36 protein-coding genes are annotated in these 18,570 nt (G+C 27.1%); 28 read left to right on the top strand and 8 right to left on the bottom strand.

The features are described from left to right. Positions 1–162 precede the first annotated feature (162 nt). The 8 genes from GQ540_RS03325 to GQ540_RS03290 all read right to left on the bottom strand — a co-directional run bounded on the left by GQ540_RS03325 (position 163) and on the right by GQ540_RS03290 (position 4,374). Positions 163–852 carry a metallophosphoesterase gene (locus tag GQ540_RS03325; RefSeq protein ID WP_291797314.1) on the bottom strand — a complete coding sequence of 230 codons (690 nt, stop codon included), beginning with the start codon at positions 850–852 and terminating at the stop codon, positions 163–165. A gap of 2 nt (positions 853–854) precedes the next feature. Then, positions 855–1,244, bottom strand: a complete 390-nt coding sequence (locus GQ540_RS03320; RefSeq protein WP_291797311.1) for a hypothetical protein — start codon at positions 1,242–1,244, stop codon at positions 855–857. Between the two features lie 113 nt (positions 1,245–1,357). After that, positions 1,358–1,558, bottom strand: coding sequence for a hypothetical protein (locus GQ540_RS03315; protein ID WP_291797309.1), 201 nt, complete (start codon positions 1,556–1,558; stop codon positions 1,358–1,360). 28 nt (positions 1,559–1,586) lie between these two features. Continuing rightward, positions 1,587–2,288, bottom strand: coding sequence for a hypothetical protein (locus GQ540_RS03310; protein WP_291797307.1), 702 nt, complete (start codon positions 2,286–2,288; stop codon positions 1,587–1,589). Then, positions 2,263–2,460 carry a helix-turn-helix transcriptional regulator gene (locus GQ540_RS03305; protein WP_291797303.1) on the bottom strand — a complete coding sequence of 66 codons (198 nt, stop codon included), beginning with the start codon at positions 2,458–2,460 and terminating at the stop codon, positions 2,263–2,265. The genes GQ540_RS03310 and GQ540_RS03305 overlap by 26 nt, the downstream gene beginning before the upstream one ends. Positions 2,461–2,524: 64 nt before the next feature. Continuing rightward, entirely contained in the window at positions 2,525–3,865 is a 1,341-nt protein-coding gene (locus GQ540_RS03300; protein ID WP_291797301.1) for a DEAD/DEAH box helicase family protein, read from the bottom strand. A gap of 1 nt (position 3,866) precedes the next feature. After that, on the bottom strand, positions 3,867–4,163 hold the full coding sequence (locus GQ540_RS03295; protein WP_291797298.1) for a hypothetical protein: 297 nt from the start codon (positions 4,161–4,163) through the stop codon (positions 3,867–3,869). Between the two features lie 34 nt (positions 4,164–4,197). Beyond that, positions 4,198–4,374, bottom strand: a complete 177-nt coding sequence (locus GQ540_RS03290; RefSeq protein WP_291797295.1) for a hypothetical protein — start codon at positions 4,372–4,374, stop codon at positions 4,198–4,200. A gap of 127 nt (positions 4,375–4,501) precedes the next feature. On the opposite strand from GQ540_RS03290, the gene GQ540_RS03285 reads away from it, so the two are divergent. The 28 genes from GQ540_RS03285 to GQ540_RS03150 all read left to right on the top strand — a co-directional run. Further along, a complete protein-coding gene (locus GQ540_RS03285) occupies positions 4,502–4,672 on the top strand; it encodes a hypothetical protein (protein ID WP_291797291.1) in 171 nt (56 codons plus the stop codon). A 4-nt stretch (positions 4,673–4,676) separates the two neighbouring features. Continuing rightward, entirely contained in the window at positions 4,677–4,925 is a 249-nt protein-coding gene (locus tag GQ540_RS03280) for a hypothetical protein (RefSeq protein WP_291797288.1), read from the top strand. A 10-nt stretch (positions 4,926–4,935) separates the two neighbouring features. Further along, on the top strand, positions 4,936–5,154 hold the full coding sequence (locus GQ540_RS03275; protein ID WP_291797286.1) for a hypothetical protein: 219 nt from the start codon (positions 4,936–4,938) through the stop codon (positions 5,152–5,154). A gap of 1 nt (position 5,155) precedes the next feature. Then, positions 5,156–5,725, top strand: coding sequence for a hypothetical protein (locus GQ540_RS03270; protein WP_291797283.1), 570 nt, complete (start codon positions 5,156–5,158; stop codon positions 5,723–5,725). Between the two features lie 30 nt (positions 5,726–5,755). After that, positions 5,756–5,965, top strand: coding sequence for a hypothetical protein (locus tag GQ540_RS03265; protein ID WP_291797280.1), 210 nt, complete (start codon positions 5,756–5,758; stop codon positions 5,963–5,965). After that, entirely contained in the window at positions 5,966–6,607 is a 642-nt protein-coding gene (locus tag GQ540_RS03260; protein ID WP_291797277.1) for a transglycosylase SLT domain-containing protein, read from the top strand. It begins immediately after the preceding gene. 1 nt (position 6,608) lies between these two features. Further along, on the top strand, positions 6,609–6,833 hold the full coding sequence (locus tag GQ540_RS03255) for a hypothetical protein (protein ID WP_291797274.1): 225 nt from the start codon (positions 6,609–6,611) through the stop codon (positions 6,831–6,833). Between the two features lie 126 nt (positions 6,834–6,959). Next, positions 6,960–7,709 carry a hypothetical protein gene (locus tag GQ540_RS03250; RefSeq protein WP_291797270.1) on the top strand — a complete coding sequence of 250 codons (750 nt, stop codon included), beginning with the start codon at positions 6,960–6,962 and terminating at the stop codon, positions 7,707–7,709. 1 nt (position 7,710) lies between these two features. Next, a complete protein-coding gene (locus GQ540_RS03245) occupies positions 7,711–7,956 on the top strand; it encodes a hypothetical protein (protein ID WP_291797268.1) in 246 nt (81 codons plus the stop codon). Positions 7,957–8,115: 159 nt separating this feature from the next. Beyond that, entirely contained in the window at positions 8,116–8,388 is a 273-nt protein-coding gene (locus GQ540_RS03240; RefSeq protein ID WP_291797265.1) for a hypothetical protein, read from the top strand. Between the two features lie 4 nt (positions 8,389–8,392). Next, positions 8,393–8,605 (top strand): hypothetical protein, encoded by a 213-nt coding sequence (locus tag GQ540_RS03235; protein WP_291797262.1) that lies wholly within the window; start codon positions 8,393–8,395, stop codon positions 8,603–8,605. Further along, on the top strand, positions 8,605–9,024 hold the full coding sequence (locus tag GQ540_RS03230) for a hypothetical protein (RefSeq protein WP_291797259.1): 420 nt from the start codon (positions 8,605–8,607) through the stop codon (positions 9,022–9,024). Before GQ540_RS03235 ends, GQ540_RS03230 begins: the two co-directional genes overlap by 1 nt. A 160-nt stretch (positions 9,025–9,184) precedes the next feature. Continuing rightward, complete coding sequence (locus tag GQ540_RS03225) at positions 9,185–11,461, top strand: Hint domain-containing homing endonuclease (protein ID WP_291797256.1); 2,277 nt, start codon at positions 9,185–9,187, stop codon at positions 11,459–11,461. Positions 11,462–11,589: 128 nt separating this feature from the next. Next, on the top strand, positions 11,590–11,898 hold the full coding sequence (locus GQ540_RS03220; protein ID WP_291797253.1) for a hypothetical protein: 309 nt from the start codon (positions 11,590–11,592) through the stop codon (positions 11,896–11,898). 236 nt (positions 11,899–12,134) lie between these two features. Beyond that, entirely contained in the window at positions 12,135–12,692 is a 558-nt protein-coding gene (locus GQ540_RS03215) for an MT-A70 family methyltransferase (RefSeq protein ID WP_291797250.1), read from the top strand. A 45-nt stretch (positions 12,693–12,737) separates the two neighbouring features. After that, complete coding sequence (locus GQ540_RS03210; RefSeq protein ID WP_291797247.1) at positions 12,738–13,091, top strand: hypothetical protein; 354 nt, start codon at positions 12,738–12,740, stop codon at positions 13,089–13,091. Between the two features lie 127 nt (positions 13,092–13,218). Beyond that, on the top strand, positions 13,219–13,386 hold the full coding sequence (locus tag GQ540_RS03205; protein WP_291797244.1) for a hypothetical protein: 168 nt from the start codon (positions 13,219–13,221) through the stop codon (positions 13,384–13,386). 30 nt (positions 13,387–13,416) lie between these two features. Continuing rightward, positions 13,417–13,671, top strand: coding sequence for a hypothetical protein (locus GQ540_RS03200; protein WP_291797241.1), 255 nt, complete (start codon positions 13,417–13,419; stop codon positions 13,669–13,671). A gap of 10 nt (positions 13,672–13,681) precedes the next feature. Next, entirely contained in the window at positions 13,682–13,942 is a 261-nt protein-coding gene (locus GQ540_RS03195) for a hypothetical protein (RefSeq protein ID WP_291797239.1), read from the top strand. A 5-nt stretch (positions 13,943–13,947) separates the two neighbouring features. Further along, positions 13,948–14,136, top strand: coding sequence for a hypothetical protein (locus GQ540_RS03190; protein WP_291797237.1), 189 nt, complete (start codon positions 13,948–13,950; stop codon positions 14,134–14,136). Between the two features lie 121 nt (positions 14,137–14,257). Continuing rightward, positions 14,258–15,157, top strand: a complete 900-nt coding sequence (locus GQ540_RS03185; protein ID WP_291797234.1) for a hypothetical protein — start codon at positions 14,258–14,260, stop codon at positions 15,155–15,157. Next, complete coding sequence (locus GQ540_RS03180) at positions 15,154–15,345, top strand: hypothetical protein (RefSeq protein ID WP_291797231.1); 192 nt, start codon at positions 15,154–15,156, stop codon at positions 15,343–15,345. Before GQ540_RS03185 ends, GQ540_RS03180 begins: the two co-directional genes overlap by 4 nt. Position 15,346: 1 nt before the next feature. Beyond that, on the top strand, positions 15,347–15,544 hold the full coding sequence (locus GQ540_RS03175; protein WP_291797229.1) for a hypothetical protein: 198 nt from the start codon (positions 15,347–15,349) through the stop codon (positions 15,542–15,544). After that, complete coding sequence (locus tag GQ540_RS03170; protein WP_291797226.1) at positions 15,544–15,792, top strand: hypothetical protein; 249 nt, start codon at positions 15,544–15,546, stop codon at positions 15,790–15,792. Before GQ540_RS03175 ends, GQ540_RS03170 begins: the two co-directional genes overlap by 1 nt. After that, positions 15,776–17,647 carry a PHP domain-containing protein gene (locus GQ540_RS03165; RefSeq protein ID WP_291797223.1) on the top strand — a complete coding sequence of 624 codons (1,872 nt, stop codon included), beginning with the start codon at positions 15,776–15,778 and terminating at the stop codon, positions 17,645–17,647. Before GQ540_RS03170 ends, GQ540_RS03165 begins: the two co-directional genes overlap by 17 nt. Next, the gene (locus GQ540_RS03160) at positions 17,644–17,913 is read left to right on the top strand and encodes a hypothetical protein (protein WP_291797220.1); all 270 of its coding nucleotides are present in this window, start codon (positions 17,644–17,646) and stop codon (positions 17,911–17,913) included. Before GQ540_RS03165 ends, GQ540_RS03160 begins: the two co-directional genes overlap by 4 nt. 114 nt (positions 17,914–18,027) lie before the next feature. Next, a complete protein-coding gene (locus tag GQ540_RS03155) occupies positions 18,028–18,249 on the top strand; it encodes a hypothetical protein (protein WP_291797217.1) in 222 nt (73 codons plus the stop codon). After that, the coding region (locus tag GQ540_RS03150; RefSeq protein WP_291797213.1) for a hypothetical protein at positions 18,242–18,570 on the top strand (329 nt) is incomplete at its 3' end. The genes GQ540_RS03155 and GQ540_RS03150, both read left to right, overlap by 8 nt.

The following is an 18,570-nucleotide window of genomic DNA, read 5'->3' as shown; positions in this document are numbered from 1 at the left end:
ACCTATTAATTTAATTTGTTTATTAATATCTATTAATTGTTTATTATAAAATGATAATAATTCTTTATGAGTATTATTTTTAATCCTTCCACTTATAATAGTTTTTAAATATAGTAAATTATTTATTTCCACAATTATATTTTTTTTATTCATATACTATTCCTAAATTATCTTAATTATTTGGTAATAAACACATTCTGTTTGAAGATCTATTATCTTGTCTTTATGGTAGTGACCAAAGAACCAATCATCAAAAATTAATTTTTCTCTAACAATATCTAAATATTTTTCTACTTGACAACTTGCTTCTTTTTTAAAGTTTTCATTGATAAAGATTTTATTCAACAATGATTCAGGTGCAGCATGAGTCAATACACAATCTACTTGTCCAACTGTTTCTATAATTTCTAAACATCTTTCAAATTCATTACAATTTGGTATTTCTTCAGGCCACCAACTAACATTTTCTTTTCTAAACATTTTATCAATTGAAGTACCACCACCAAATGTAAAAAATACTTTCCCTTGTATAATATGAATACCATTCTCCATCCAAAAGATTGAATCATGAATTTTTCTAAGATTCTTACCAACTTTTGGACATTGATTTAAACGATCATAATTTTCATGATTGCCAAGAATGCAAAAAACTGTAAAATTTCTAGAATTTAACCAATCTAGCCAATATTGTTCTTCTTTTCCTGATTGTCCAACATCCCAAATAAGTCCAAAATCACCAAGTATAATTAAAATATCATCTTTAGTCATATTTTTTTGTTCTGGAAAATTATCAGAATTTAGTTTTCTAATATCAATACTACCATGAATATCACCTGTAATGTACACACTCATTATTACTCCTTAAGTTTTTCAATTTCAAAAGCACAATTAACTTTACTACAATCAGTACCTTTTGTCAACTTATTATTACAAAAATAACCAATACCTTTAGCTAATTGCCAATAAAAACAATCGGTATTATATGGTTCTGTTAATTCAAAGCCTTTTAAGTTGTATTTTATTTTTTTTCTATATTTGCTAAGTTCATTTTCTAATTCGGCTATCCTTCTACTCGCTTCGGCAATAACTAAATCAGCATCATGGTCAACTTCTGCTGGCACTCTCATATAAAATTCACGTTCAATGCCAACTTTACCTTTAGTTATTGCACTTGATAGTTCATCCAATCTTGATGTTAGAACTTCTGATGGTACATCTTTACCAATTTTGTATTTTATACTCATATTATTCACCCCTACTTATCATTAATATATCTTTCATTCTAGTTTAAGTGTTCTATTTTCAAATCAGAAACATTTTCTTTCTCAGAATTACATCTACTGATATGTATTTTACATTAGTTTTTATATGATTTAAGTCTTGATTCTAAAGTTAGATTCTCCTTCTCTAATTTAGAAACCTTTTCATCAAGTCTATTAATCTCTGCATCAGCACTAGAAGCCCAATCAATAGCAATACCCATCCATGTTTTCATTGAATGTTTATCTCTCATTGCTCTCAAACCTAAATCTTTTAATAAACCCAAGGTTACATTCATTTTACCTAAGCTTTTAAAAGTCATATTCTCATCTCCAATATATTAATTCAGGTAAATTTAATTGATGAGGTAATTTATTTTCTAATATAAACAAGTCTCTATAAATTGCTGCATCAATTGCTGTTTTAAAACTATATTTATCTAGTAAAAATTTTCTATTTAATTTTATATTGCAATTAAATTTATTTTCTCTTTTTCTAAAAAAGACACCAGTGTATCCAGAAGTGTTGTTGGATTGAATTCTTTTATTTAAATTATTAATTGTATATGTGACAAATCTACAATTATCAGGTGTATAATCACCATTATTATTTTCTCTATCTATACATAACCCTATCTTCCAACCATTGTTTAAAGACCATTCAATAAATGCTTTAGGATTATATCTCCATTTATCACAAACACTAATCCCTCTACCTCCATAATCTTTATATCGTGGTTGATTTTCACCATAACATCTCTTTTTTAAACCTTCCCATACTGAATACAATTTATGATTTTTTAAACCATGAATTGTTAGTCTTACAGATGCTTTTTCTCTTTTTAAACAACCACATGATTTAGTGCCACTAGTTTTTACTAATTTTAAAGAAAATTCTTTAAAAGTTCCACAATCACATTTGCATAAAACATGACTTACTTTTTTCTTAACACCGGTATATTCTAAAATTGTCAATCTATTGTATTTCTTTCCAATGTATTTACTATAATCTACCATATTGATCACCATTTACATGAAAAATTTTAAATGTTTTGGCTAAATATTCTATACATTTTGGGATATTGTTGTCTTTATTAATATATCTATTTAATGTAACTTCACTAATTCCCAACCTTTTAGCCATTTCTCTTTTAGTCCAACCCATTTCATTTCTTATTTGATCTAATTCTTTTGAATTCATTATAATCTCCTTTTAATACTTATCGGCATAGTTTAACAAAACTTTAAATTAGTGTATCAATCTGTTAAATAATATCGTTTTGTTTTAATACAGTTAGTCTTTTTATTGTATGATCAGCTAAATATTTACCAGGATCTAAAACCTCATATACTTTACATTCTTTTTTATTTTCTGATGTTCTTAATACTCTTCCTATTTTTTGTAATAATGCTTCATTGGATTTTCCACCAGAAATATTGAATATGCAATTCAAACTAGGTATATCAAGACCTTCTACCCAAACAACACTTGAGATTACTGCATAATATTTTTTATTAATTAAATCTTTCTTAATTTTAATTCTTTCATCAACATCTATATCTCCATAAACACATTTATGAATTATGCCTTTCTCAGTTAATATTCTTGATATATTTTCAATATGTTTTATTTCTACACAAAAAATTATACTTGAATTTTTATCTTCGACTTCTTTTTTAATCTCTTTACATATTGCATTATTTCTTGCTGTATTTTCTACTATTCCATGATTATATAATTCTTTATATGTTGAATATTTTGAAATTGATTTTGCAAGTGGATATATAATATATTCTATTTTTGGTTTCATTAATATATTCTCTTTTATTCCATAAACTGTATCTGCTTTAACAACAACTTCACCAATCAAACCTTCTATTAACATTGCATTTCCAATTTTTTTAGGAATAGTCCCTGTTAAACCAACTCTTATTGGAGCTAAAACTTTAGATAAAACTTTTTCATATTGTCCTCCAATATTCATACCTTTATGGATTTCATCAACGATTAAGATATCAAAATATGAACAATATTTAATTAAATCTAAATTTTTGTATGTTTGAACAGTTCCACAAACAATAGGACTGTCAATTACTTTTTTACCATTTCCAATTTTACAACATTTAAAACCAAAACTATTAAAAGTTTCATATGCTTGATTAACTAAATCATTAGATCTACATATAAATAATACTTTTGGGTTTTTATATGTAGATATTAAACCAGCAGCAAAAATTGTTTTGCCTATACCTGTACTTAAATTAATTACACCTGTTTGTTTATCGTTTATTTGTTTTATTGATTCTAATTGAATATCTCTAAATTTAATATCTTTTAATTTGGGTTTTCTTACAGGTTTTATTATATCTATATCCCCATCACACGCAAATGGAATATTTCTATCTTCACAATACTTTCTAATTCTAGGAATAAAACCATTATAACAATACTTTCCAGTTACGAAACTCTTATCATATTCAATCCTTTCTTTACAATAAGCTCCCTGTTTCCAGTATTCAGCTTTATATGAAAGTATTTTCTTTACAAGATCTTTTCCTTGTATAATCTCAAATGTTACACTATCTATTATTTTTAAATTAATCATGTTAATACACATCTCCTGTTTTAACAAATCTTTCTAAAATTGGAATTAATTCTTTTACTTGTTCTACTGTAAGATGCATTCTTGTATTTAATATTGCATCTTCAGGTAATGGATATTTAACCCATCCGACACCATTTTCCATTACTTTAGATGCCATAATTTTAGGATCTGCATCATCAATGCCAAACCATATAGTATCTTCAGTTGCTAAACTACTTTTTTGAATGCAACATTTAGCATTATATCTATCATTAAATTCAAAATATGAAAATCCTCTACTTGTGTGTCTTAATTCCATAATATCCCCTCTTGTTTGATTATTTAATAATACTCTAATCTATTTCTTCTTTAAAGTCAAGTAATTTTTTCCTAATTTTATATTTATTTACTCTTCTAACCATTCTCATTAGTTTTTTTCTTTCTTTACCATTATAATCATTACAACATGAACATTTTATTCCACCAACACCGCATCGTTTATGCATTTGTTTTTTAACTTGATCTGTCATAACATTCTCCTTGTTTTTATATAAAATATATTACCACTATATATTTTATATGTCAAGCTTTAAAATAATAGTTGACAAGTAAAAATAAGAATGTTATAAGTGTTGAAAAAAACTAAAGGGGGGTATTATGAAAAGAAAAAAATGGTATAGGGTTTCATATAGCGTAATGAAAAAGAAGTATATATCAAATGATATAACATTAATTCAAGCAAGTGAAAAGATTGAGGCAGAAATGTTTTTAATGCAAAGAGAACCAAATGCTTTTATGATTAATATTAAACCATATAATAGGAAATAATAGTATGAAAAGAAAAAATAAGATTGGATATTCAATAACTGTTCCTAATAATTGGTGGTGTGGTAAGAAATTAGGATGGGTTGAAAATGAAGATTTAGAAAAATTAGATTATAAAAGAGCTAGTAGTTGTAGAGGCATGAAAACTTTTAAAAAATCACTTTCTCATACCTCTAATTTGCCAAGTGGTACTAAAATATCAAGATTTTATTATAAGAAAGGAATTAGATATTGTTCTGATTTCATAAAAATATAGAGATAGAATAATGAATGAAATAACTGAAATTATAATTAATTATATTAATGATTTTGAAAGACATTCTAGTATAAAAGCAAGTAAATTATATCTTGGGTATAAAGATTGGGTTTATATAAGACATTGTATGGATGAATATACTTTTAGTAAAGTTGATATTTCAAGAAAAAGATTTATGGGATTAAAAGTATATATCTTAGAAAATAAAAATCATATAGGGATAGGATAAAATGGATATTCAAATTAATGTGCCAAATGGAAAAAGTGGTGATTGGATAGTTGAATCTTTTGAAATTTCAGAAGAGGATGCTAAGTTTAATAATATGAGAGCAATGTTTAGCCCTGGACAAAGGATAGTAAAACCTGGAATATTTAAAAGACTTATGAGGAATAGTACTGTTGTAATGTCTAATACTCCAGCAGAAATATCAGACCACTTATCTTTTATATATAAAGCAAAAAAAGTAAAAAAAATATTAATAAATGGGTTAGGTCTTGGAGTAGCATTATCAGAAATTCTTAAAAGTGATATTGTAAAATCCGTAACAATAATTGAAAAATCAAAAAATGTTATAAATTTAGTTTCAGATACATATAAAGATAATAGAATTAATATTATTAATTGTGATGCTTTTGAATTTAAACCACCAAAAGGGAAAAAATATAATGTTGTATGGCATGATATATGGGATTATATATGTAAAGATAATCTTAAGGAAATGACAAAATTGCATAGAAAATATGGAAAACGTACAGATTGGCAAGGTTCGTGGTGTAAAGAATTATGTAAACGATATTAAAGGTTTGTTGAGAGGTATTAAATGCTAGACTTGTTTAAAGAAGGATTAGACGATCATGTTGTTTTATCTAATTTACATTGTCTAAATACATTGGAAAAAAAGGTTATTGTATTGACTTTGCTTGATTGGCAACCAAAGGAAATTGGTGATAATATAGGAGAATCAAGGCAATATATATCAGTGGCAAGATCAAATGCTGTTAAGAAATTAAGAAAATTAAATTTAAAAAGAGATGATTGAATGAAAATTAAATATATTGTTTTGATTATAATTGTTTTGATGATTTATGGTATAGTATTTGGGATTAAGGATGGTAAAATTAACAATTTAAATAAAAGCATTTTAGAATCTAAAACAAAGAATGAACAAATAGAGAAAGAACTATTGACTTGTAAGTTAAATGATGTTAGGTTGAGTTTAAGAAATGCAGAGTTGAGAATAAAACAGGTTAAAATTGATAAATTAATAAATATTAAGAAATTGCAATGGGTTAAGAAAAAGGCAAATTTTAGAATCCAAGATGACTTTCTAATAGATATTATTTTAGAAGCTGAAAAATATGATAATGGTTTACTTATACTTGCAATAATAGCAAAAGAGTCTAATTTTAGACAATATGCCCACCATTTAAGGATGAATGCAAGGGGATTAACACAAATTAGACCTTATATATGGTTTGATGAATTAAAACAAAATGATATAATTGATCATAGTAATGAGTTATGGGACTATAAGAAAAATATTGAAGCCTGTAATTATATATTAAATGATTATTTTAAAAGATATAAAACATTAAAAAAGGTCTTGACAAAATACTCAGGAAATGCTAATATGTATAAAGAAAAAGTAACTAAAAACCTAAAAGAATTGGAGAAGATATAAAATGTATAAAAGAGAAAATATTGGTGAAATCGTAACTGATAAAAATGGTGTTAAAGTTAAAATTGTTGATCAAGATAATGAATGTGAAAATTGGGGATGTGATGGATGTTTTTATGATTCTATTCCAGATGTAGGTGGAGATATGCAGTGCAACCCAATAAGAGATGATAATGGTAAAATAGGTTGCTCAGATGGTGATTTTATTTTTCAAGAGGTGATATTATGAAAATGTGGTGGAAACAAAATATTTATTTTAATCAACCTCTAATGAGAAATATATTTAAATTAGGTTATAAAGAATTCAACAAAAATATAATATAAAAATTTATCCATTATTTAAGGAGAATTAAGAATGAAAATTAAAGAAGATGTAGCAAATGTACTGGCAAACTCAATAATTGAAGATAATAAACTTTTCCTACCTGATACACAACTTGAAAGAAAGCTTTATACAGATGTAAGTAAAGTATTAGTTGTCTTAAAAGGAAAATGGAATAGATCAGCTAAAGCACATGTATTTGCTTATAATCCAACTGATATGATCGAAGAGGTTTTACTTACTGGTGAATATGTTGATGATAAAAAGATTTTCCAGTTTTTTGAAACTCCAGAACTCCTTGCACTTAAATTAATTTATCTTGCAGATATTAAAGATGGTGAAACACTTTGTGAACCAAGTGCTGGCAAGGGTAGAATTGCTCAATATTTAACAGGATGTGATAAAATTGAATTAAATCCTGAATGTACTGCTTTTCTACAAGATAATATGAGAAATCTAGGTGGTGAAATTATTCAAGCTGATTTTCTTACAACAACTAAACGTTATGATGTATTTATTGCAAACCCTCCATTTGCAAAACAGCAAGACATTGATCATGTAAATCATATGATTAACCTTGCAAATAGAAAGGTTATTTCAATTATGTCTGCAAATGTTTTATGGAGAGATAATAAAAAGACTATTGCTTTTAGAGAAAGAGTTGAATCACTTGGTGGTGAATTTACCTTAGTTGATGATGGTGCTTTTAAAGAAAGTGGTACAATGGTAAAAACTTGTATTGTCAATATTGATATTCCACAAACTGTAGAAGAGAAGATATAAAATGAAAATTAAAAATTTGATTGATATGGAAGGTGGAGAAGTAATTGATTGGCTGATTGAAAATCAAGATAATTATAAATTAGTAGAAATAGGTTATTTTGTTGAAGTTATAAGAATAGAAGATAATATGATTTCAAAAAGATTTGGGCCAATGAGTGAAAGAAAAGCGGAAAAAGTTGAAGATGGAATAATGATCAATTTAAATGATGATTATGTTACAAGAATTATTAATAATAAAGAAGATTAACAAAGAACTTGCACAGTAACATTTAATGTGTTACTGTGCAAAAAAGAGGTTATCTATGGTAGGTTTCCAAATCGTGGATGTGTCTTTCTTTTAATTTCAGGCATGAGATTAATACAATGTAAGGCATAGGGTTCGCTACCTAGACCTACCACCATTTAAATGAGGTTAATAATGGAATTAAGTGAAGTTAATAAACAAATAGATAGAAATTTTCAATATCTTGTTCATTTTGAATTGATTAAAGATGGTATTCTCATAGCTGATCATTTTCCTAATGTTGAAGATGGCGAAGAAGGTTTTTCTAATATAAAAGATGCTATTAAAATTGGTGAAAAATATGCAAAAGCTACTAGAGGTTATACTTGCAATTTTTATCTCATAAGGTCTGATAATTTTACTCCAGTTGGAAATTGGAAATTAAAAAATAGGTGAAAATATGTATAAATTTATAATGATATTATGTCTGTTTTTATTGCAAGGTTGTTATCAAAAGATTGATAATATTGAAATTAAAAAAGCTATTCAATATTGTGAAGATCGTGGGGGGATTTATTATATACAAGAATCATTTACAAGTGGAACCTATATCACTTGTAATAATAATGAAAAAGTTTATGATGTTGATATAAAATTAATTGGTAATAATTAATGGATTGTTCATGTAATGTGTCAAATAGTTATGATGACTGTGAATCAAGATGGGGTTGTTGTGAAAGAAAGGCAAGAGTTTTTCATGAATGTTATGAATGCGGTTGTGAAATAGCATATGGAGATACCTACTGGTTCCATACATTATTTGGTGAAGATACTATAAGTAATTTTAAATATTGTAATGATTGTCAAAACATAACTTGGCAGTTTTTTAAAAATGGTTGGATGTTTGGTGATATTTGGGATAGTTTAGAATGCTATTTTGATGAAAATTGGAGTGAAGATTTACCTAGTAGTTGTATAATTAAACTACCAAAAGGTGTAAGAGATAAAGTTTGTGATATGTTAGAAAAGATACACAAAAATTGTTTAGAAACTGAAAATAAATATGCTTCTGATATGTATAAAAGGGTATAGGGTTTATAATATGAGAATTCGGCCTAGACGGATTAATGTAAACATGGTCACAAAGATGAATGTTCACCAATTAATCTAGGAAAATTAAAATGTTAAGGAGTACTTAATGACTATTAGGATAAGACCAAGAAAAATTAATCAAAAAATAGAGCGTAAGATTTTGATTAATTTAATATGTGATACTGATTATGCAAAACAAATTTTACCTACTATGCAAACTGAAACTTTAGAGATTTCTTGGGGTAGAAAATTATTTTATTACATTAAAAATTATTTTGATCAATACGAAGAATCCCCTAGAGAAGCAATTGAGGATATTTATACTGTTGAAATAGACAATCTTGATGAATCTGAAGCAAAATTGATTGGTGGATTCCTTGAAGATCTTTCTGATGAATATGTTGAAGATGAAAATAAGAATACTAAATATTATGTTGATGAAACTTTGCCTTATATAATTTCAAGGAATTATGTTATACTTTCTGAAAAAATCAAAGCTAATGCAAATCTTGGAAATACACAAGAATGTGAAAGTTTAATTCATAATCATAAAGAGATTAGAATATTATCAGCACAATATGTCAATTATCATGATCCAGAGATAGTTAAAGATGTTATGAAAGCAAGTGTTGACAATTCTATCTTTGCATTTCCAGGTGAATTAGGAAAACTTGTTGGTAGGTTTGAACGTGGTAGATTATATGGTGTTATGGGAAGATCAGGAATTGGTAAGTGTCATGGGAAAGGTACAAAGATATTAATGTATAATGGTTCTATTAAAAATGTAGAAGATATTACTGAAAATGATATTATTATGGGTGATGATTCAATGCCTAGAAATATAAAATCATTAATTAAAGGGAATGAAGAACTATTTAAAATTACATTAAAAAATGGTGATAATTATACTTGTAACAAATCTCATATATTAAGTTTAAGAGCATCATCAAATAAATCAGTGTATAAGAAAGGTTATATTTACAATATATCTATAGAAGATTATATAAAATTACCAAAAAGACATAAAATAAATCTTAAAAATTATAAAAAAGAAATTGAATTTAATAATCAAAAAACAATTATAGATCCATATCTTTTTGGAGATTGGTTAGGAGATGGGAAAGGTAAAAGGATTCATCAACCTTATTTAGTAAATGATAGACAAACAAGATTAGAAGTTTTAGCAGGTTTAATTGATACTAATGGACATTTAATTAATAAATGTTTTGAAATTGCTACAAAATGGAAATCATTAAGAGATGATATTTTATTTTTAGCTAGATCCCTTGGATTTTCTGTAACACATAAAATTAAAATTGTAAATGGAGTTGATTATTATAGAATTTATATTAGTGGAAATACACATTTAATACCTTGTAGAACTAGAAAAAAGGCTGGAAAAAGATTAATGAATAAAAATCCATTAAATTATGGATTTGAAATTGAATCAATAGGGCATGGTGATTATTATGGATTTTCTGTAGATAAAAATAATTTATATTTACTTGGAGATTTTACAGTTACTCATAATAGTTGGACTTTAAGAGAAATTGAAATTGTTGCAATGAAAAATAGATTAAAGTGTTCAGAATTTAATCTTGAAATGAGTAAAGAACAACTTGGTTTAAGGCATTATAAAAGGATTACAGCAAAGAGTTTTAATGAAGGTGTTTTTATGTATCCTGTTGCTGATTGTAAAAAGAATCAAATCGGCATGTGTCGTAAAAAAGAAAGATCATGTGATATTATTCTTCTTGATGCAAATGGCATAAAGCCAGAATATGGTAAGCAAAATGATAAATATATTGCTTGTTCAGCCTGTAGAGGGACAAGTGATTACCAATTTGAAACATGGTTTGAACCAGTTAAGAGAAGTGAAATGACTGAAGAAGGTTTGATTAAAACAGTTAAATCGTTTAATTTAATGTATGGTGACAATCTAAGAACAAGAGCATTCCCAAAGTTTACTGCCACTGTTGGGGATATTGAACATGAATTAAATATGATGGAAGATAATGAAGGTTTTATACCAGATGTATTAACAATTGATTATGATGATCTCATCCTACCAGAAAGATTTTATGATAATGGTAGAGATGGTCATGATGAAATATATAAGAAGCTTGGTGGCCTTGTTCAAAGAAAAAATATATGTGGCTTTCTTGCAATACAAACTAATAGAGAAGGAGCTAAGAAAAAAAGTAGTAAGACTACAGATATTGGTCAAGATTGGAGAAAGTTTCAACATCTTGATGGTTTGATTATGTTAAATCAAACAGATATTGAAAAGAAATCTGGTATTTTAAGAATTGGAATGGGTAAACTTAGAGATGGAGAATTTAATTTAAGTGATGAAGTAGCAGTATTGCAGAATCTTAGTTTAGGTCAATCATATTTGGATAGTGAAACATTGAGGAAAAATACAGATGGAGATTGATATGAGACAAATAGTGTTTGCAAAGAGATATGTTGATAATTTGGCTAGAAATAAATGGAAGTATAAAAAATGGGAGCTTTATACTGAAGGTTATTATTGTTTAGAATTTAACTTAGGGTGATATACTAATGGGTGATTATTGGAAAGATAATAATATTGAAAAGCCACAACAGGTAGTTGTCTGTGCCGCTTGTAGAAGTGGTGAAGTAATATTTAGTGGTGCAAGACATTTTGATAAAGTTATGAATTCACAAATAAGGGCCGTAAAAGAATATAGGAATCTACATGGTTTCACAGAAGGTTTCATTGATCAATTTGGTGATTTCTTAACCAGGAAAGAGGCAATGAAAATTGCTATTGCTGCTGGACAAAAAGTTGATATTGAATGTGGTTGTGGTGGACATAAAGATATATTATTCAGTGAAGGATTGTATTAATGAAACATAAAATGAGTAAAGATGTATTAGAAGCAGTTGAATCTGTATTTAAAAAATTAAATAAGTTGACAACTGAAGAATTTCATGATTTAATGGATAAACATTCAAGGGAAACTCCATAAAATGCAGAAGCAATTAGAAAAAATAAAAACTAAAAAATAAAACGCTTGAATGGGAGCATTTTATTATGTGGAAAAGAAGTATTAATGCCCATTAATTAGTTACGGAGTTTATCTATGAAGTATAATATAATTTACGCAGATCCTCCTTGGGATTATGGAAACACTAAAAACCATACTGGTAAGTTTTGGGGGATAGCGGAGAGGAACTATGATGTGATGAAATTGAAGGACATCAAGGAACTCCCTATCTCTAGAATTACACATGATAACTGTTATCTTTTCATGTGGGTGACATCTCCATTCTTAGAAAAAGGGTTTTCAGTAATAAAAGAATGGGGCTTTAAGTACGCTACTGTCGGATTTGTTTGGGTAAAAATGAGGAACGATATGAGCGAAGTTCGTAGGGACGGATTAGGTAAATACACTATATCTAATGCTGAATATTGCCTGATAGCTAGAAAAGGTAAATACCATAGAGAGGCTAGGAACGTTCAACAGATAGTTCAAGCCCCTAAGAGAAAACACAGTCAGAAACCGGATGAAGTTAGAGATAGAATAATATCTCTATGTGGTGATTTGCCAAGGGTCGAGTTGTTTGCAAGACAAGCAACCGATGGGTGGGATACATGGGGTAATGAGGTTGAAAACAATATTATATTACCAGGAACTTGATTTAAGCACAAAGGTAAGCAGAAGCAATTAGAAGAGGGATGACAATTGATTAGTGTAAATGAAGCATTTAGAAACTTTTTAAATAGGACAACTTGTTATGGTGATAAGTCTATACATTGGCAAAGTCCAGATAATGAAAGATTTGTTATATTTAAACATCATTCTCATTCTACTTATGTGAATAGATTTACAGGTAGTGTAAATTGTGAAGTATATTATGCTTTATATGATTTACATAATATACCAGATGATATATATCGTGGTGAAGGATGTATGTTGAAATTTAAAGGCCGATGGAAAAAATACAATTTTGAATTAGTAGATAAATTTATCAAGGAGTATTTATGCCGAGAAGAAGAAAAGAAAGGAGAATTGAAGAAAGAAGAAATTCAAAAATAATTGATAAAGATACATTTTTATATTGCGAAGATTCAAATAATATGGTATATATAACTTATTGCATTGATTGTGACAAGAAGTGTAAATTTAAAGAGTTGACTAAATTATTAGAATTGTAAGGAGAAATATGAAAGTTTACGCTTGGCCCGATGGGAGTTTTGTTAAAGAAGTTTATTTTTGCGAAATAGAATATGCTTCTTTTGGTGATGATTATATGATTATTACAGTACATGATGATATTGTTAGTAATGGAGATATAGATGAATATGTTTTACAAAAAGTAAATGGTCAATAATAATGGGAATATTTCAAAAAGTAAGATGTGATGGTGGCTTGTGGAGAAGAAAAGAAAATGGATTATCATTTATATACCCTTACACCTACACCGCCTTCTGATTGGCATCAAGAAACTAATATTGGTGATCAAATAGTTTTTGGTGGATCTAATACATTCTATTATTGCCCTAAGTGTTGGGAAAAGAAAGAAGCTGAAAAACCAAAAACAAAAATTGAAACAGATATAAATAAATTTTTTAGAAAATTAAGCAATAAACGCAATTCTAAAGAAGAACACTTTTAAGGAGATTAAAATGAAGTTTAAAATAACTAGAGAAGAACCTGAATATAAACCATATACTATTAGTATTACTTGTGAAAATATTGAAGAATTATTAGAAATGCAATGTAGAATGGAAATAAGTAAAATGAAATTATATAAAACACTTTTTAATGAGGGTTATAATAAAGAAAGTGGCCCAAAAGGTTCCCGTTTGAATGGTATTACTAATCTTAGGAGATCAATTTCTAACATATTAGGTAAAAATTCTAATTTTAAAAACTGCCATAGGTAAATATTATGATGATTAAGAAATGCAACGTTTGTGATGAAAATGAAGAAAGTACCATAGATAAAATATATGGAGTTTGGTTTGCTGATGATAATGAATTACAAGAATCAAAAAATACTAATATTCATATATGTGAAACTTGTATAAAATCAATAAAAGAGTTTAAATTACCTGGAGAAAATGGAGTAATTAAATGAGAAAATATTTTTGTGATAGTTGTGGAATAGAAGTGGGAAATTGATGCTGCAATTTATAGAGATATATTTATTATTAAAAATAAATTACCAATCAAATTAAATTTTCCTGAACTTAAATACAATGTCATCATTTAACACAGAAAGATATCTAAATGATAATGGAATACCATATAGAACTCATGGTGGCAATATTGTTTCAGGTTATTTTAATATTGCATGTCCATTTTGTGGAGATCATGGTTTTCATAGAGGTATACATCCACAAAATGGGTATACTAATTGTTGGAGATGTGATAAACAATCAATAGAATCTTTAATTAAAGAACTTGAACAGTGTTCATGGAAAAAAGCATTTTCTATAGTTAAAAAATATTCAATTAAAGATTGTGATATAATTGAATCTAAAGAAGAAATAGAATATAAAACAACTTTAGATCTTCCAAAAGATTTTTCTCAGCATTTTCCGCAAGGCTATAAAGAATATATAGAAGATAGAGGTTTTGATTTTCTTGAATTGAGAAAAAAATATAATATACTTGCTTCTGGATCTCATGGGAAATACAAATTTAGGATCATTATACCTATTTTCATGAATGGAAGAATGGTTTCTTATGTTGGAAGAGATGTTACAGATAAACAAAATGAAAAATACAAGTATTGTGAAGAAAAAAATGTAGTTGTTCCTAGAAAAGACTTGCTATTTGGTTTAGATAGTGTTAAAAGTAGGACAGCGATTTTGACAGAAGGTGTTTTTGATGCAATTAATGTTGGTGATGGTGCAGTTGCAATGCTTTCAATTAACTTTACAAGGAGTCAAGTTTTACAGTTGAAAGAAAAAGGAATTGAAAACTTCTATCTTGGATTTGATAAAGGTGAATTAGCTCAAAATAAAGCAAAAGAGCTTGAAGGCATGTTGACATTTGCTAAAAATATAAATTATATAGAATTACCTGAAGGAGTGGATGATCTTGGTGAATTAAATAAAGAAGATGTTAAATCTTTAAGGAGGATTATATTTTGAAAAAAATAATATGTGTGGATAATTTTGATAGAAAAATAAGTGATGATATTTTAGTTGCTGATAATGTTGAAGATAATTATTCTGAAATTATTGCAAATTTCTTAAATAGGTTATATTTAGGTGATGATTCTCAAAATTATTTTATTAGCGTTGAATTAGATTGTAAATTATTTAAAAGAGAATATTAATATGAAATGTAATAAATGTACATATAATAGTTTAAAACAAATGATTATGGGTGGAAAACCATTTCAATATTCTGGTGATATTCCATGTCAAAGATGTAAACATCTTTTAATTGAAAATGATGAATTTGTACCAGCAAGCTTAGAGATTGATAAAAATCTTTGGGGTACTTTTGAAAAACATTATAGGGTGAAAGAATAATGAGTGATAAAGGTGAACATTTAGTAGAACATTTAGTAGAACATTTAGTAGAACAGTTGTATTTTATAAATAAATATGGGTATCTATATTATATAGATGATAGTATTATATCTAAAGTAAGTTTATTTATATATAAATTTACAAAAGGTGGTTATTGGAAAGATATATTTGTTAAAAAACAATATGGTAGTTATTCTTATTCAAGAAAATATTATACTGAGGATCAATTGAATGACTTTATCTCCTAAATTTTGCCATCTTCATAGGCATTCGTCTAATTGCCTAGATGGAAATACGATTATTTATAATTGTATAAAACATAATAATTCAAGAGAAACTTATAGAAATGATTATACTAGATTGGATAAATGCAAAACAATTAAATACTTATATGAATGTAAAATAGGAAAAGGAGTTGGATATACATATAAAAAATACGCTATAAAAGTTTGGGATGGAGAAAATTTTGTAAAAAGTAAAATTAAAGATATTGTAAAAAGTAAATATAAAAAGAAGTTATTTGAAATAACTACTGAAAATGGTAAAAAAATAACTGCTTCTAAATTACATAAATTTCTAACCCCAAGTGGATGGAAAACATTAAAAGTTTTAAAAAATAATGATTATATTTTATGTAATGGTGAATTAAAGTTTAAAAATTATGATTGGTTAAAGAAAAAATACAACGATGAAAATTTAAATCAAGAACAAATTGGAGATATTTGTGGAGTTAATAGAAAAATAATAAGTAAATGGATTTCCAAGTTTAAACTTAAAAAAACAAAATCTGAATGGATGAAAGGTCATTATGTCAATCCAAAAACAATAGAAAAAATAGTAAATAAAAAGAAACAAAATAGGTATAACTTACCAGAACCAGTGACAGAAAGTAATGCAAGAAATAGATCAAAGAGATGGTTTGATATAGAAAAAAAATGTAAAATATGTGGAACAACTAAAAGAATAGATATTCATCATATTGATAAAAATCCAATGAATTGGGAGGAAAACAATTTAATAGCTTTATGTAAAAAACATCATAGGCAAAAACATTCTAAATATCCTTATACTGCAAAAAAAGAAAGAATAACTTCTATAAAATATATTTGTACAGATTATGCTTATGATATAGAAGTTGAACATGAGAAACATAATTTTATTGCTAATGGTTTTATTGTTCATAATAGTTTATTAGATGGTATTGGTAAACATGAAGATGCTGCTAAACGTGCTAAAGAATTAAATTATAAATATTTAGGAATATCAGATCACGGGAATATTGATGGCTTGATCAAACATCAATCAGCTTGTGAAAAGAATGATGTTATTCCTATCATGGGATGTGAGTTATTTATTGTTCCAGATGCAACTATTCAAGAGAAGGGAGATAATAGAGGACATCTCACTTGTTGGGTTGCAAATCAAACAGGTTGGGAAAATCTATTGAAAAATCTTTCTTATGCAAATCTATATGGGTTCTATTATAGACCTAGAACTGATTATGAATATTTTCTCAATAATTGCGAAGGGTTATGTGTTGGTACTGCTTGTGCTGGCAGTTTTCTTACTAAACCTGGAGGATTAGATTTTTTTGATAAATTATATAATAAAATAGGTAATGATCTTTATCTTGAAGTAATGCCACATAGTTTAATTGAACAATCTGATTTAAATGCTTTATGTTGTGAATTAGCAGAAGAATATGATTTAAAACTATGCGCTTCTCAGGACTGTCATTACATATATGAAGATGATGCTGAAACACAAGAAGTTCTTTTGGCAATGCAAACCAAAACTACTTGGGATGATCCTAAAAGATGGAAGTTTAATATAACAGGTTTACATCTTACAACTCCAAAAGAAATGAAGAAACAGTTTGACAAACAATGTGTTTTAGAGTATGATGAATATAATGAAGCAATGAAGAATACTATTGAAATTGCTAAAAAATGTGAGAATTTTAGAATAGAAAAAAAGGAAATTAGTCTTCCTGAAGTTCCAAGGTTTAAAGGTATGGATGAAGATGATGTACTAATTGATTTGTGTGAACGTGGTTTTAAAAAAATCTTCAGTGAAGAAATAAAATTAAGAGGTGAATTATGAAAGAAATGCCTATATTGACAATGGATCTTCGCTATATGAGGGAAGAAATTAAATGCGCTATGATGGTAAAATCTGATGAAGTAACAGAAATGGTTAATCAATCAGTTGATAAAACCTTCTCAACTTTAAATATCCAACACCTTATAGATGTTGAGGTTGAAAAAGTAATAAAAGAATGTATATGTGATATCAGTAATAATTATGAAATGAAAAAAATATTTTCAAATATAGTTATTAATCATCTAAATAAAAAAGAGGGATTATAATGAAAGAAATAACTTATTTTATTTGGAATACACCATTTTTAGAATTATTGCCTTTTGCTATTATATTTTCTATTATTGTTAATTTTACATATTGTCTATTAAGGGGGTATTAATATGTTTTCAATAAGACAAAAGAGAGAAATTTCTGATTCAATTCAAAAAATTCTAAGAAAAACTAACCATGATGAATTGCCAAAAGGTGAAATTCAATTTGCTATTCATATAGATGGTGCTGAAAATTGGAGTTGGGCAGACATCCGAAACAATGGTGCTATTACTAATCCAAGCAAAAATAATTGGAATGAAAGACAAGACAAGGTGAATTGTAATGAATGATAGAGAATTATATAAACGTGGTGAAAAGAAAAACAAGTATAAAGATTTGCCAAATGAGTTGACTTGTGGTGATTGTTTTCATGATATGAGATGTTATTATGCATATGGAATGAATAAATTAGATGAAGTATGTTACTTTAAACCACAGCAATTTATTCCAAAAATTAAAAAATATGACTTGACAAATGTTCCAATTTCGTATAATGTAATTGAAAATGATGACAAATATCTTGTTTCATGTGGAACTGTTGGAAGTGTTAGTTTTGAATTAACAAATGAAAACGATGCAATCTATTTAACTAATTTATTTAATATGATTAG

This window comes from Lutibacter sp. (assembly GCF_013139515.1).
GTDB lineage: Bacteria > Bacteroidota > Bacteroidia > Flavobacteriales > Flavobacteriaceae > Lutibacter.
This window is presented reverse-complemented; position numbering and strand designations above follow the sequence as displayed.